Source organism: Dongia sp. agr-C8 (assembly GCF_054658695.1).
The window spans coordinates 129,781-141,862 of record NZ_BAAGHZ010000004.1 but is presented as its reverse complement, the minus strand read 5'-3'; the positions used below and the strand labels follow the sequence as shown (position 1 = coordinate 141,862).

At 64.9% G+C, this 12,082-nt stretch carries 15 protein-coding genes; 7 read left to right on the top strand and 8 right to left on the bottom strand.

Annotated elements, in window-relative coordinates; all coding sequences use genetic code 11:
- Positions 1–2 precede the first annotated feature (2 nt).
- The 6 genes from ACYQ4T_RS20880 to ACYQ4T_RS20855 all read right to left on the bottom strand — a co-directional run bounded on the left by ACYQ4T_RS20880 (position 3) and on the right by ACYQ4T_RS20855 (position 4,117).
- Positions 3–749, bottom strand: coding sequence for a TPM domain-containing protein (locus ACYQ4T_RS20880; RefSeq protein ID WP_459858388.1), 747 nt, complete (start codon positions 747–749; stop codon positions 3–5).
- The gene (locus tag ACYQ4T_RS20875) at positions 743–1,480 is read right to left on the bottom strand and encodes a TPM domain-containing protein (protein WP_459858386.1); all 738 of its coding nucleotides are present in this window, start codon (positions 1,478–1,480) and stop codon (positions 743–745) included. The genes ACYQ4T_RS20880 and ACYQ4T_RS20875 overlap by 7 nt, the downstream gene beginning before the upstream one ends.
- The gene (locus ACYQ4T_RS20870; protein ID WP_459858384.1) at positions 1,474–2,631 is read right to left on the bottom strand and encodes a TPM domain-containing protein; all 1,158 of its coding nucleotides are present in this window, start codon (positions 2,629–2,631) and stop codon (positions 1,474–1,476) included. Before ACYQ4T_RS20870 ends, ACYQ4T_RS20875 begins: the two co-directional genes overlap by 7 nt.
- The gene (locus ACYQ4T_RS20865) at positions 2,600–2,833 is read right to left on the bottom strand and encodes a hypothetical protein (RefSeq protein WP_459858382.1); all 234 of its coding nucleotides are present in this window, start codon (positions 2,831–2,833) and stop codon (positions 2,600–2,602) included. Before ACYQ4T_RS20865 ends, ACYQ4T_RS20870 begins: the two co-directional genes overlap by 32 nt.
- A gap of 15 nt (positions 2,834–2,848) precedes the next feature.
- Positions 2,849–3,454: a LemA family protein gene (locus ACYQ4T_RS20860; protein WP_459858380.1), complete on the bottom strand. Its 606-nt coding sequence runs from the start codon at positions 3,452–3,454 to the stop codon at positions 2,849–2,851.
- A gap of 81 nt (positions 3,455–3,535) precedes the next feature.
- Positions 3,536–4,117, bottom strand: a complete 582-nt coding sequence (locus ACYQ4T_RS20855) for a hypothetical protein (protein ID WP_459858378.1) — start codon at positions 4,115–4,117, stop codon at positions 3,536–3,538.
- A 199-nt stretch (positions 4,118–4,316) separates the two neighbouring features.
- On the opposite strand from ACYQ4T_RS20855, the gene ACYQ4T_RS20850 reads away from it, so the two are divergent.
- The 7 genes from ACYQ4T_RS20850 to ACYQ4T_RS20820 all read left to right on the top strand — a co-directional run bounded on the left by ACYQ4T_RS20850 (position 4,317) and on the right by ACYQ4T_RS20820 (position 8,577).
- A complete protein-coding gene (locus ACYQ4T_RS20850) occupies positions 4,317–4,751 on the top strand; it encodes a YciI family protein (protein ID WP_459858376.1) in 435 nt (144 codons plus the stop codon).
- Positions 4,752–4,778: 27 nt separating this feature from the next.
- Positions 4,779–5,198 (top strand): VOC family protein, encoded by a 420-nt coding sequence (locus ACYQ4T_RS20845; protein ID WP_459858374.1) that lies wholly within the window; start codon positions 4,779–4,781, stop codon positions 5,196–5,198.
- Between the two features lie 15 nt (positions 5,199–5,213).
- Positions 5,214–5,666, top strand: a complete 453-nt coding sequence (locus tag ACYQ4T_RS20840; protein ID WP_459858371.1) for a YciI family protein — start codon at positions 5,214–5,216, stop codon at positions 5,664–5,666.
- A 184-nt stretch (positions 5,667–5,850) separates the two neighbouring features.
- On the top strand, positions 5,851–7,125 hold the full coding sequence (locus ACYQ4T_RS20835; protein WP_459858369.1) for an RNA polymerase sigma factor: 1,275 nt from the start codon (positions 5,851–5,853) through the stop codon (positions 7,123–7,125).
- 27 nt (positions 7,126–7,152) lie between these two features.
- Positions 7,153–7,833 carry a hypothetical protein gene (locus ACYQ4T_RS20830; protein ID WP_459858366.1) on the top strand — a complete coding sequence of 227 codons (681 nt, stop codon included), beginning with the start codon at positions 7,153–7,155 and terminating at the stop codon, positions 7,831–7,833.
- A gap of 112 nt (positions 7,834–7,945) precedes the next feature.
- Positions 7,946–8,287, top strand: coding sequence for a hypothetical protein (locus tag ACYQ4T_RS20825; protein ID WP_459858364.1), 342 nt, complete (start codon positions 7,946–7,948; stop codon positions 8,285–8,287).
- A 41-nt stretch (positions 8,288–8,328) separates the two neighbouring features.
- On the top strand, positions 8,329–8,577 hold the full coding sequence (locus tag ACYQ4T_RS20820) for an ArsR/SmtB family transcription factor (protein ID WP_459858362.1): 249 nt from the start codon (positions 8,329–8,331) through the stop codon (positions 8,575–8,577).
- 9 nt (positions 8,578–8,586) lie between these two features.
- Here ACYQ4T_RS20820 and ACYQ4T_RS20815 read toward each other — a convergent pair whose 3' ends face one another.
- Both ACYQ4T_RS20815 and ACYQ4T_RS20810 read right to left on the bottom strand, forming a co-directional pair.
- Positions 8,587–11,244, bottom strand: coding sequence for a valine--tRNA ligase (locus ACYQ4T_RS20815; protein ID WP_459858359.1), 2,658 nt, complete (start codon positions 11,242–11,244; stop codon positions 8,587–8,589).
- Between the two features lie 106 nt (positions 11,245–11,350).
- A complete protein-coding gene (locus ACYQ4T_RS20810; protein ID WP_459858357.1) occupies positions 11,351–12,052 on the bottom strand; it encodes a DUF2497 domain-containing protein in 702 nt (233 codons plus the stop codon).
- Positions 12,053–12,082 lie beyond the last annotated feature (30 nt).

The following is a 12,082-nucleotide window of genomic DNA, read 5'->3' as shown; positions in this document are numbered from 1 at the left end:
CCTCACCATCGCCCGCTCGCCCCGCCGCCGCCGAATGATCCGCCGCCGCCTCGGAAACTGCTGCTGGAAGACCGGCTGCCGGAAGAGCCACCGCTGCTCGAACGGGCCAGATACCAGACATTGCGGCGCCGTTTCGGGTCATAGCGGCGGCGCAGGCTCATCACCACCGTCGCCAGGAAGGCGAATGCAAAGATCCCGAGCGGCTCCAGCACTTCTTCGAATGACGACGACTCCCCGGAACCCTGTGCGGTCAGCGGCTGCGTCGGCACATAGCCGCCGCCCAGAGCCGCCAGGATCGCTTCCACGCCGGCGCGCACGCCGCCGTTCATGTCGCCCTGCTTGAAATAGGGAATGATCTCGCGCTGGATGATGCTGTTGGCGGTGGCGTCGGGGATCTCGCCTTCGAGGCCGTAGCCGACCTCGATCCTGAGCTCGCGGTCGTTCGGCGCCACGATCAGCAGCACACCGTTGTTCTTGCCGGCCTGGCCGATGCCCCAGCCGCGCCCCAGCGCCAGGCCCCAATCCTCGATCACATAGCCCTTGAGATCCGGCAACGTCACCACGACCAGTTGGATGCCGGTCGAGGATTCCAGACCCGCGAGCCGATCGGTGATGGTTGCGACGGTCGAGGCATCGAGGATGCCGGCCTCATCCACCACGCGACCGGTCAAAGCCGGGATCGGCGGCTCGGCCAAGGCCGGCGAAACGAAGCCGATCAGCAAGATCAGGACGCCGAGAAGTCTCACCATCGCCCGCTCGCCCCGCCGCCGCCAAATGATCCGCCGCCGCCGGAAAAGCCACCACTGGAACTGCCGCTCGACCAACTGCTGGAGGAACTCCAATCGGATCCATCGTCGTTGCGCTGCCGGCGATAGGGGACGGGCTGCGGGTTCCAAATCCTGATGATCACGATGAAGGCGAAGGCGACGAGCGCGAATACGGCCGCGGCAATGCCGAGGAAATTGCTGGACGGGCCGGATGCGACGAGCTGGGTCGGCCGATAGCTGCCGCCCAGCGCGCGAAGGATCGCGGTGACGCCGGCGCGAACACCGCCCTGCAGGTCGTCGCGTTTGAAATGCGGGATGATCTCCGACTGGATGATGGTGTTGGCGGTGGCATCGGGCAAGTCGCCTTCCAGGCCGTAGCCAACCTCGATGCGAAGCGCATGATCCCTGGGCGCCACGATCAGCAGCACGCCGTCATTCCTGCCCTTCTGGCCGATGCCCCAGCCGCGGCCGAGCGCCAGGCCCCAATCCTCGATCGGATAGCCTTGCAGGCTCGGCAGCGTCACCACCACGAGCTGGCGTCCGGTCGATGCCTCGTAATCCGCACTCTGCAGGGTGATGGCATCGATGGTGGCGCGATCGAGGATGCCCGCAAGGTCCATGACACGGCCGGTCAGGGTCGGGATCGGCGGCCCGGCGAGCGCCGGCGCGACAAACCCGACCAGCAGGATCAGGCAACGGAGAATTCTCACCATGACCCGCTCGCCCCGCCGCCGAAGGAGCGACGCGCGCCGCCCGAGGAGGAACCGCCAAAAGAGCGGCTGGATGAGCTCGATGAGGAATGGCTCGAGGACGAGAAACCTCCGAACGAGGAAGAGCTCGAGGAAGGACGGGACCCGCTGCTGCCGGAGGACGAGCTCGAAGTCCAGCTGGTCGGTTCCCAGCCACTCCGGTTGCCCCAACTGGAGCTACTCACGGCGTTCGAGGTCAGAATCCGAAAGATGATGTCGCCGAGGGTTTCGTCGTCGTTGTCTCTTGCGGGCGTCGCCACCGGCGTCGCAGCCACCGATTTGTCGACAGCGCTGTCTGGCGCGGCGGCGCTTCCGGCCTCGTCCTTTTGGCGTGGCGGAGAACTGATGGCGACGTTGATGTGGCTCATGCCGTGGAGAATCAGCAGGATGACGACGCAGCCGATCAGAGCCACGACCGCTATCGTGGTGATCGTCGCCACGGTCGTGTCCGAGTTCCGGCGATGGCTGCTGGGCGGCGCGGCCGGCGCGCTCGATCCGCTGCTGCGCTCGATCGCCGGCATATCGGCCGCCGTGCTGCGCTCGACCGCCGGGTTATCAAGAGCCGGTGGCTCGATCGCGGCCCGGCGGTCGACCCGCTCGAAGATCGCGGTCACGCCGTCGTCCACGCCGCCGGCAAAATCCCCGCGCCGGAAGTAAGGCAGGATGCGATCCTGAATGATCGATACCGCGTCGGAATCCGACAAGCGATAACCGAGGCCGTAGCCGACGGCGATCCGCACCTTCCGGTCGTTGGGCGCCACGATCAGCAGCGCGCCGCTATCCTTGCCCTCGGCACGGCCGACATTCCAGCTCTCGCCGAGCATATCGCCCCAGGTTTCGATCGAAGCCCCATGCAGGCTCTGCAAGGTGACCACGATGACCTCGACGCCGGTCCGCCGCTGCAGCTCCATCAGGCGTCGCGCCAAATCACTCTCCAGCTGCGGATCGAGGATGCCGGCCTCGTCAGTCACCCAGCCGCTGCGCTCGGGAGTCGACAGCGCCTGCGCCGTGCCGATGAGCGCCACCGCGAGCAGCAGGCCGGCCAGAATCCCCTGTCGCAGAGCGCGCAGCGCTGCGGGCATCTCAATCATGTCCGCCCCCATCCGCGCCGCCATGCGAATCGCTCCAATGCGCGCTGACGCCGGCGCCACCGACAATGCCGCCGCCGCCGTGGAATCCGCCGCGGCCTGGACCGCCGCCGCTTTGGCCGTCACGCTCTTGCGATTCATTGTCCCCGCTGCGGCGCCCGCGCGGCCAGAGGCAGACCAGCACGATCAGCGTCAGCAGGACCAGGCCGGCGATCTGCTGCCAAGCCATGCGGATGGCCGCAGGTCAGTTGCCGCTGGTGCCGAAATCGACCTTCGGCACATCAAGCTTGGCGGGCTCGACCTGGAGCTGCTGCATCGGTTCGCGGTCGGCGTAGAGGATCGAATGCCAGATCACGCCCGGGAAGGTCTTCAATTCGGTGTTGTAGACCCGGACTGCGTTGATGAAATCCATGCGCGCGACGGCGATGCGGTTCTCCGTGCCCTCGAGCTGGGCCTGGAGATTGGCGAAGTTCTCCGTCGCCTTCAGCTCTGGATACTTCTCGACCACCACCATCAGCCGCGACAAGGCTGAAGTGAGCGCACCCTGGCTCGACTCGAACTCGCTCATCTTCTCAGGATTGCTGAGATCGGCCGGCGAAAGCTGCACCGTGCCGACCTTCGCTCGCGCCTCGGTGACCGCTGTCAGCGTGTCCTGCTCGAACTTGGCGGCGCCCTTCACCGTCTCGACCAGGTTCGGAACGAGGTCCGCGCGGCGCTGATACTGGTTCAGCACCTGCGCCCAGGCGGCATGGGCACTCTCTTCGTGCTTCGGGATCGCATTCACGCTGGTCAAGGCCCAGACCACGACGAGCGCGATCAGGGCCAGCACACCGAAACCGACATAGCGCATTGCCGCAAGACTCCCAAGAATCTGTGGGTAAAACCTAGAGGCTCAACATACAGGTGAGCGCGCGCGAGCGCGAGACCCGTTTCACGATAGCGGCTGTTGGGGCCGCTGCACCAGGTAGAAGCGGTAGAGCGGTGACATGTCGGAGATGATGAATCGCATCGTCAACTCGGCGCCGGGCAGGATGGAGTCGCCGCCGAAGCCGAGCGAGTCCTCCGGCTCGTCCAGGCGCTGGGAATGCGGCAGGCTGCTGTTGACGTATTGATCGGCGACGGTCGAGGCCTGGCCGAAGCTCAAGCCGTCCTCATAGGTGCTCGGCCGGTTCTCGATCTCGCGCAGCTCGACCTGATAGCCCTGCCAGGCACGGCCGGTCTTGTTGACGACGATCTTCACCATGGCGAAGGCCGCCGTATGCTGGGTCGCGACGCGGTTGCCGAAGTCGCGGCTGAAGCCCTTGATCACCAGGACCGGATCGCTGGGGCCGGTGACTTCCTCCTTCACCACGAAGGGATCCTCGATGCTGCCCGTGCCGGTCACCGAGACCAGTTTGAAATTCCCCAGCTCGTCGGAGAAAGTGATGCCTTCGACCGTCACCGGGTCGGCAAGCGCGGCGCCGATCGCGGCCCGCAGCAGCAACACCCCCAGGAAGAGACGCAGAACCGTCATGAACGCCCCCTGAATTGCCGCGTCCGCGCACGGCTTCCCCATACCATGCAATATTTTCAACGACTTAGGGAATAGCCGAAAATGACAGGGTGGTGTCGGCAAAAAAATCGTCGATTTCCAGTCGATCCTGTCGATTGCAGGTCCGTTGCTTCGACGTCTCTACAGGAACCCAGAAGGGAACCGCGAAAGGGAGAGTGAGATGCGTTTCATGATCATGGTGAAGGCCACCAAGGACACAGAAGCCGGCAAGTTTCCGGACAATGCCGAGAAGCTGTTCGAGGCGATGGCCGCCTATCACGACGAACTGGTGAAGGCGGGCGTGCTGCTCGACGCCGCCGGCCTGCAGCCCTCGTCGGCCGGCTGGAAGATCAAATACCGCGGCGACAAGCGGAGCGTGGTGGACGGTCCCTTCACCGAGGCGAAGGAGATGATCGCCGGCTACACGCTGATCCAGACCAAGACCCGCGAGGAGGCGCTGGAATGGACCCGCCGCTTCCCGAAGCCGCATTTCGATCATGAATGCGAGATCGAGGTGCGCCAACTCTATGAGCTCGACGATTTTGCCACGCTCGAAGCAGCCAAGGATTCGATCGACAAGTTTCGCACGATGGAAAAGCACGGGCCGACCAACTAACCCCCAATACCGGAAAGACAGGAGAGAATGATGACGATCCAACCCTATCTGTTCTTCGAAGGCCGCGCCGAGGAAGCCCTGGCTTTCTACAAGAAGACACTCGGCGCCAAGAACGAGTTGGTGATGAAGTACAAGGACATGCCCGACCCGCAGCCCGGCAGCATTCCGCCCGGCGGCGAGAACAAGGTCATGCATATGAACTTCGAGGTCGGCGGCTCGACGATCATGGGCTCCGACGGCTTCTGCGGCGGCACGACGAAGTTCGAAGGCTTCTCGCTGACCTACAACTGCAAGGACGAGGCCGAGGCGCAGAAGGTCTTCAACGCGCTGAGCGACGGCGGCCAGGTCCGCATGCCGCTCGGCAAGACCTTCTTCTCGCCGGCCTTCGGCATGCTGGCCGACAAGTTCGGCCTCGGCTGGATGATCATCGTCCCGCAGGCGATGTAGGCGCGGAGAGCAATCATGCGTTTCATGATGATCGTGATCCCCAAGGGATACGACACCGCCCCGGCCGACGCGATGCCCGACGCGGAAACCGTCGGTGCCATGGACAAGTACAACAACGCGCTGCTGAAGGCCGGCGTGGTCCTGGCGATGGAGGGATTGCACCCGCCCGCGACCGGCGTCCGCGTCACCTTCCCCGGCGGCAAGCCTCAAGTGAAGGACGGGCCGTTTCCCGAGGCGAAGGAAGTGGTCGGCGGCTTTTGGATGATCGACGTGAAGTCCAAGGCCGAGGCGATCAAATGGGCGAAGAGATGCCCCGGCGGCGACGACATGACGATCGAGATCCGCCAGGTCCAGGAATGGGAGGATTTCACGCCCGAAGTCCAGAAGGCGGCCAAGCACGAACCGAAGATCCGCAAGGCGCTGGGGAAGAGGCGCAGGAAGGTGGCGAAGAAGACGAAGAAGAAGTGAGCTTCTGCCGTGCGGGCAACTCGCTCATCGAAATCTCCATCGTCATCCCCGGGCTTGACCCGGGGATCCCTGAATTTCCCCTCGATTGCATCAAACTCAGGGGTGCCCGGGCCAAGCCCGGGCAAGACGACGGAGAGTATAGAGACATCTCGCCTCTCCTGCCTCGCCGTGCTATCCGGTCGCCATGGTGGCGACCGAGACACCCGACATCCACCGCACGATCGATGCGGTTTGGCGGATCGAGGCGGCGAAGCTGATCGCCGGGCTGACCCGCATCACCCGCGACGTCGGCCAGGCCGAGGAACTGGCGCAGGACGCGCTCGAGGCGGCGCTGCGGCAATGGCCGGAATCCGGCATCCCCGACAAGCCCGGCGCCTGGCTGATGCAAAGCGCCAAGAACCGCGCCATCGATGGCATCCGCCGCCGCGTCATGCAGGCGAAGAAGCACATCGAGATCGGCCGCGAGTTGGAATCCCAGGAGCAGGAAATGCCCGACTGGGACGCCGCACTTGACGACCCGGTCGGCGACGACGTCCTGCGGCTGATCTTCACCGCCTGCCACCCCGTGCTCTCGACCGAGGCGCGCGCCGCCCTCACCCTGCGCATGGTGGGTGGCCTCCAGACCGACGAGATCGCCCGCGCCTTCTTGGTCGCGGAGCCGACCATGGCGCAGCGCATCGTCCGCGCCAAGCGCACGCTCGCCGAGGCCAAAGTGCCGTTCGAGGTCCCCCGCGGGCCGGAGCTGGAAGCGCGGCTGGGCTCGGTACTGGAGGTCATCTATCTCATCTTCAACGAAGGCTATACCGCGACCTCCGGCGAGGATTGGGTGCGGCCGGGTCTGTGCGACGAAGCCCTGCGGCTCGGCCGGATCCTGGCCGAGCTGGCGGTGCATGAGCCGGAGGTGCATGGCCTCGTGGCGCTGATGGAGATCCAGGCCTCGCGGCTGCATGCGCGGGTGGCGCCGAACGGCGACCCGATCCTGCTCCTGGAGCAGGACCGCGCGCGCTGGGACCATATGCTGATCCGCCGCGGCCTCGCCGCCCTGGAGCGCGCCGAGCGCGAGGCGGCGGCGCAGGGCATCGGTCTCGGGCCATATGCATTGCAGGCCGAGATCGCGGCCTGCCATGCGCGCGCGCATGTTGCAGCGGAGACCGACTGGGCGCGGATCGCGGTGATCTACGACGCGCTCGGCCGCGTGGCGCCATCACCGGTCGTGGAATTGAACCGCGCGGTGGCGGTCTCGATGGCCGATGGGCCGGCGGCGGGCTTGGCGCTGGTCGATGCCTTGCTGGCAGAGCCGGCCTTGAAGAACTATCACCTGCTGCCGGGTGTGCGCGGCGACCTTCTGTTCAAGCTCGATCGTAAGGCGGAAGCGAAGGCGGAGTTCGAACGCGCGGCAGCGTTGACGCGCAACGAGCGCGAGCGGGCGTTGCTGCTGAAGCGCGCGGCGGAGTGCTGAACTGCAGACGACGGAGCATAGTGGTACATGATCATCAGACTGTCGTGCCTGATTGAAATTGCCGTCGTTGCAATCCTCTGTTCCATGCCTGCGATCGCACAGGACACGGACACTCGCCCGATTGCCTTGAATGCGGACGTCGTGCCCGATGGTGGAATCAAGGAGCATGACAGCTTCGGCTGGACCGTCCATGGCGCGTTCGACGGTGTCATCTATCGTTATGGTTACGACAGCGCGTTTTTGCGCGTTTCGAACCAGAAGAACCTCGGTTGGCGTGCCCTCAACCTCAGCAGCAGCTGGCAGGTGCGCTGCCACGCCGACCAGCCAAGCGGCAAGCGTCGCTGCTTGGTCCTGCGGGTGGCAGTCATTTCCCCTGTTGCTCCGACCTTTGTCGGCTTCGAGATCCACGATCGAAGGATTTGCGTCAGCAGCGCCGTCCAGATCCGTTCTGTGGAAATCCGCGTGGATGAGGGCGAACCCATCCGACTGGTCGATCCGAATTTCTGCCTGGACGAACCGGCATCCGCGGCATTGGAGAAGACCTTACTGGCCGGGCGATCAGTCGAGATGAAAGGCTACTTCGCGGGCTCCGCACCTGTTTTCGACCTCAAACACACGACCTACGGACTGAAGCAGGCGCTCAGTTTGCGCGACTGGATCTTTGAACAGTATCAAGCCGGTAAGCTTAAACTCGAGCCTACCAAGTAGTTGCGGTCAATCGCCGAAGTTACTCTCCAAGTACCGAGCAAATTTCGCTGGACTCTTATTTAGCATATTCGCTAAATATGGATCCTGCCCCTTGCCGATGAGGAGAGCGCCCATGAGCGAAGATCATCAGCATCAAAAGCGCGCCAATCCCGCGGCGCCGGTGACGAACATCGTGACCTACGTTCCGAAGAAGGGAAAAGAGGCCGAACTGCTGGCCTTGGTGAAGAAGCACGAGCCCGCCCTGCGAAAGGTCGGCCTGGTCACCAGCGAACCCTTCCGGGTCTGGAAGGCCTATGACATCCGCAAGAAGCGCCAATCCTTCATCGAGTATTTCGTCTGGAAGGATGGCAATGCCAGCGATGTGGCCCACCAGACGCCGGAAGTGATGGCGGTCTGGGAGCCGATGGGACCGGTCCTGGAAGAGTTGACCATCTGCGAAGTGGAACAGGTCTGACCAAGAGTTCCGCCGAGAAGCTCGCGGCACTCGACGCCGTGGTGACCGCGCTGGCGCATCCGGCGCGGCGTCAGATCCTGATGACGATTCACTTCCGCGGCGAGGCCACGGCCGGTGAGATCGCCGGCCGATTCGCACATGCCTGGCCGACCACCACCCGCCACCTCCGCGTCCTGGAACACGCCGGACTGTTGAAAACCGAGCGCCGCGGGCGGATGCGGGTCTACACCGTCGACAAGACCCGGCTCGCGCTGGTCAGCGAGTGGCTGGGCTGGTTCGATCGGCGATAGGCGCCGCCGCTAAACCCCCGCCAGCCGCTCCAGCGCCTGGGTGAACTTCGCCTTGGCCTGGTCGAACTCGGCCAGCTTGGCGCGCTGCTCCTCGATCACCGCCGGGTCGGCACGCGAGACGAATTGCGGGTTGGCGAGCTTCTTTTCGATCCGCTCGGCTTCGCTCTTCGCCTTGTCGAGCTCCTTGGTGAGGCGTGCGCGTTCCTTGGTGATGTCGATGATCCCGGCCAGCGGCAGGAACACCGTCGCCTCGTCCATGACGATTTGCGCGGCGCCCTTGGGCGGCTCGCCGCTCACGATGTCGATCTGCTCGGCGCGGGCGAGGCGCTTGATCAGGTCGCCGTATTGCGCGACGCGGTCCTGGGTCTCGGCGCCGGCATCCTTGATCACCAGGTTCACCTGGGCGCCGGGCGCCACGTTCATCTCGGTGCGGAGCGCGCGGACCTCGCCGATCAGGCGGATCACCCAGTCGAGATCGGCGTCGGCCTTGGCGTCGATCAGCTCCGGCGCGAGGTCGGGCCAATGCGCGGTCATCAAGGCGCTGGACGAACCCTTCGGCCGCACCTGCTCCCAGAGCTCCTCGGTGATGAAGGGCATCAGCGGGTGCATGAGATGCAAGAGCTGGCCCAGCACCCAGGCGGTCACGGCGCGGGTCTCGGCCTTGGCCGCCGCATCCTCGCCCATGAACACGGGCTTGGCGAACTCGAGATGCCAGTCGCAGAATTCGCCCCAGGCGAACTGGTAGAGTGCCGCCGCAGCAGTGTCGAAGCGATAGCCCTCCAGCGCGAGATCGACAGCTTGCCGCGCCTTCACCAGGCGGCCGATGATCCAGCGGTTGAGGTTCTGCGCGACCCGCTTCGGGTCGAAGTTCTTGTCCGCGATGCACTCGTTCATCTCGCAGAAGCGCGCCGCGTTCCAGAGCTTGGTCGCGAAGTTGCGATAGCCCTCGACCCGGTTCTCCGACATCTTGATGTCGCGGCCCTGCCCCGCCTGCGCGACCAGGGTGAAGCGCAAGGCATCGGCGCCGTATTTGTCGATGAGGTCCAGGGGATCGATCACGTTGCCCTTGGACTTCGACATCTTCTGGCCGTGCTCGTCGCGGACCAGGGCGTGGATGTAGACCGTCTTGAACGGCACATCGCCCATGAAATGGAGGCCCATCATCATCATGCGGGCGACCCAGAAGAAGATGATGTCGAAGCCGGTGACCAGCACGTCGCCCGGGTAATAGCGCTGCAGCTCCGGCGTCTTGTCCGGCCAGCCCAAGGTCGAATAGGGCCACTGGCCGGACGAGAACCAAGTGTCGAGCACGTCGGGATCGCGCTCCAGCTTGGTCGGCTTGCCGTAATGCTTGTCGGCTTCGGCCTGCGCTTCTTCCTCGGTATAGGCGACGAAGACCTTGCCGTCCTCGGCATACCAGGCGGGAATCTGATGGCCCCACCAGAGCTGGCGCGAGATGCACCAGGGCTGGATGTTGCGCATCCATTCGAAATAGGTGTTTTCCCAGTTCCGCGGCACGAAGACGGTGCGCCCCTCCTCCACCGCCTTGATCGCGGGCTTGGCCAGGGTCGCGGCGTCGCAATACCACTGGTCGGTCAGCCAGGGCTCGATCACCACGTCGGAACGGTCGCCATAGGGCCGGGTCATCGGATGGTCGTCGATGCGCTCGATCAGGTTTTGCGCTTCGAGATCCTCGAGCACCGCCTTGCGGCAAGCCTCGCGGCTCAAGCCCCGGTATTTCGCCGGCACGTTGTCGTTGAGCTTCGCATCGCGGTCGAAGATGTTGATCATCTCCAGCCCGTGGCGCTTGCCGACCTCGAAATCATTGAAGTCATGGGCCGGCGTCATCTTCACCGCACCCGAGCCGGTCTCCGGATCGGCGTATTCGTCGGCGACCACCGGGATATGGCGGCCGACCAGCGGCAGCACCACGTTCTTGCCGACCAGGTCCTTGTAGCGCTCGTCATCGGGATGCACGGCGACGCCGGTATCGCCGAGCATGGTCTCGGGACGCGTGGTCGCGACGATGAGGAAGCGATCGGGCTGGCCTTCGACCGGATACTTGAGGTGCCAGAGCTTGCCCTTCTCCTGCTTCTGCACGACCTCGAGGTCGGAGATCGCGGTGTGCAGCTTCGGGTCCCAGTTCACCAAGCGCTTGTCGCGGTAGATCAAGCCCTGGCGGTAGAGATCGACGAAAGCCTTGCGGACGGCCTTGTTCAGGCCCTCGTCCATGGTGAAGCGTTCCTTCGCCCAGTCGGGCGAGGCGCCGAGCCGGCGAAGCTGGCTGGTGATCATCCCGCCGGATTCCGCCTTCCACTCCCAGACCTTCTCGATGAACTTCTCGCGCCCCAGGTCGGTGCGCTTGATGCCCTGCTGGCCGAGCTGGCGCTCCACCACCATCTGGGTGGCGATGCCGGCATGGTCGGTGCCGGGCTGCCAGAGCGCGTCGCGGCCCTTCATCCGCTCGTGCCGGATCAGCACATCCTGCAGGGTCATGTTGAGGGCATGGCCCATATGCAGGCTGCCGGTGACGTTCGGCGGCGGCATCATGACCGTGTAGGGCACCTTGTTGGAGGTGGTCTGGCCGGCAAAGGCCCCCGACTTCTCCCAGGCTTCGTATTGCCGCTTCTCGACCGCGTCGGGCCGGAAAGTCTTCTCCAACGTCATCCGCTAACCACCGGAAAATAGAGGATTATGGCCGGAATCCGAATCCAGCCGGAAACGCGCTGCCGATGGTTATAGCGGCTGAATAGAGGCTGGCAAGAGCGCCGGTTTACCCCAGCTCAGCCCGGCGCGCGATGCGTTCGACCTCGCGGCGGACCAGGCGCTCGACGATGCCCTGGAGATGGATATCCAGCCAGTCGCGCAGCATCGGCTCGACCGCCTGGCGCACCAGGGTCTCGACCAGCAGGCCGTCACCGCCATTCTGCTCGACGGCATGCGAGGCCTTGCGCGCGGCAAGCTGCGCCATGGTGGCGGCAGCGGCTTCCGCCACGGAGGGCGAGACCAATTCGGTTTCCATCGGCTCAGGCTCCGGTTCACTCCGCGGCGGCTCCGGTGGTGGTGGCGGTGGCGGCGGCGGCGGCGGTGGCGGTGGCGGTGGCGGTGGCGGTGGCGGTGGCGGTGGCGGTGGCGGCGGTGCCGCACGCACCGGTTCGACGATCGGCTCCGGCTCCGCGATCGGCATCGGCTCTGCTTCGGGCTCCGGCTCGGGCACGATCTCTTCCGGTTCGTCGCCCGGGGCTTCCTCGTCGAGCGCGACGACGTTGCCGTCGCCGACCACCATCTCGGTGAGGACGAGATCCTCTTCGTCTTCTTCCTCGGCGGGCGGTGGCGCGACGTGCTTGCCGTTGCCGTTCGCCTTGCCGTTGGTGGGCGGCGGCGCGGCTTCTTTGTCGTCTTCGGAAATGATCCGTCGGATGGAGGCGAGGATCTCCTCCATGGTCGGTTCTTGTGTGGTCTTGCCTTCGGTCATTCCGGATCCCCGCCGAGTCGCATAGCACCG

What these genes read in the sequence shown, in the direction of transcription:
- ACYQ4T_RS20880 (WP_459858388.1), bottom strand. Translation starts at nt 749, where the DNA reads ATGGTGAGACTTCTCGGCGTCCTGATCTTGCTGATCGGCTTCGTTTCG.
- ACYQ4T_RS20875 (WP_459858386.1), bottom strand. Translation starts at nt 1,480, where the DNA reads ATGGTGAGAATTCTCCGTTGCCTGATCCTGCTGGTCGGGTTTGTCGCG.
- ACYQ4T_RS20870 (WP_459858384.1), bottom strand. Translation starts at nt 2,631, where the DNA reads ATGGCGGCGCGGATGGGGGCGGACATGATTGAGATGCCCGCAGCGCTG.
- ACYQ4T_RS20865 (WP_459858382.1), bottom strand. Translation starts at nt 2,833, where the DNA reads ATGGCTTGGCAGCAGATCGCCGGCCTGGTCCTGCTGACGCTGATCGTG.
- ACYQ4T_RS20860 (WP_459858380.1), bottom strand. Translation starts at nt 3,454, where the DNA reads ATGCGCTATGTCGGTTTCGGTGTGCTGGCCCTGATCGCGCTCGTCGTG.
- ACYQ4T_RS20855 (WP_459858378.1), bottom strand. Translation starts at nt 4,117, where the DNA reads ATGACGGTTCTGCGTCTCTTCCTGGGGGTGTTGCTGCTGCGGGCCGCG.
- ACYQ4T_RS20850 (WP_459858376.1), top strand. Translation starts at nt 4,317, where the DNA reads ATGCGTTTCATGATCATGGTGAAGGCCACCAAGGACACAGAAGCCGGC.
- ACYQ4T_RS20845 (WP_459858374.1), top strand. Translation starts at nt 4,779, where the DNA reads ATGATGACGATCCAACCCTATCTGTTCTTCGAAGGCCGCGCCGAGGAA.
- ACYQ4T_RS20840 (WP_459858371.1), top strand. Translation starts at nt 5,214, where the DNA reads ATGCGTTTCATGATGATCGTGATCCCCAAGGGATACGACACCGCCCCG.
- ACYQ4T_RS20835 (WP_459858369.1), top strand. Translation starts at nt 5,851, where the DNA reads ATGGTGGCGACCGAGACACCCGACATCCACCGCACGATCGATGCGGTT.
- ACYQ4T_RS20830 (WP_459858366.1), top strand. Translation starts at nt 7,153, where the DNA reads ATGATCATCAGACTGTCGTGCCTGATTGAAATTGCCGTCGTTGCAATC.
- ACYQ4T_RS20825 (WP_459858364.1), top strand. Translation starts at nt 7,946, where the DNA reads ATGAGCGAAGATCATCAGCATCAAAAGCGCGCCAATCCCGCGGCGCCG.
- ACYQ4T_RS20815 (WP_459858359.1), bottom strand. Translation starts at nt 11,244, where the DNA reads ATGACGTTGGAGAAGACTTTCCGGCCCGACGCGGTCGAGAAGCGGCAA.
- ACYQ4T_RS20810 (WP_459858357.1), bottom strand. Translation starts at nt 12,052, where the DNA reads ATGACCGAAGGCAAGACCACACAAGAACCGACCATGGAGGAGATCCTC.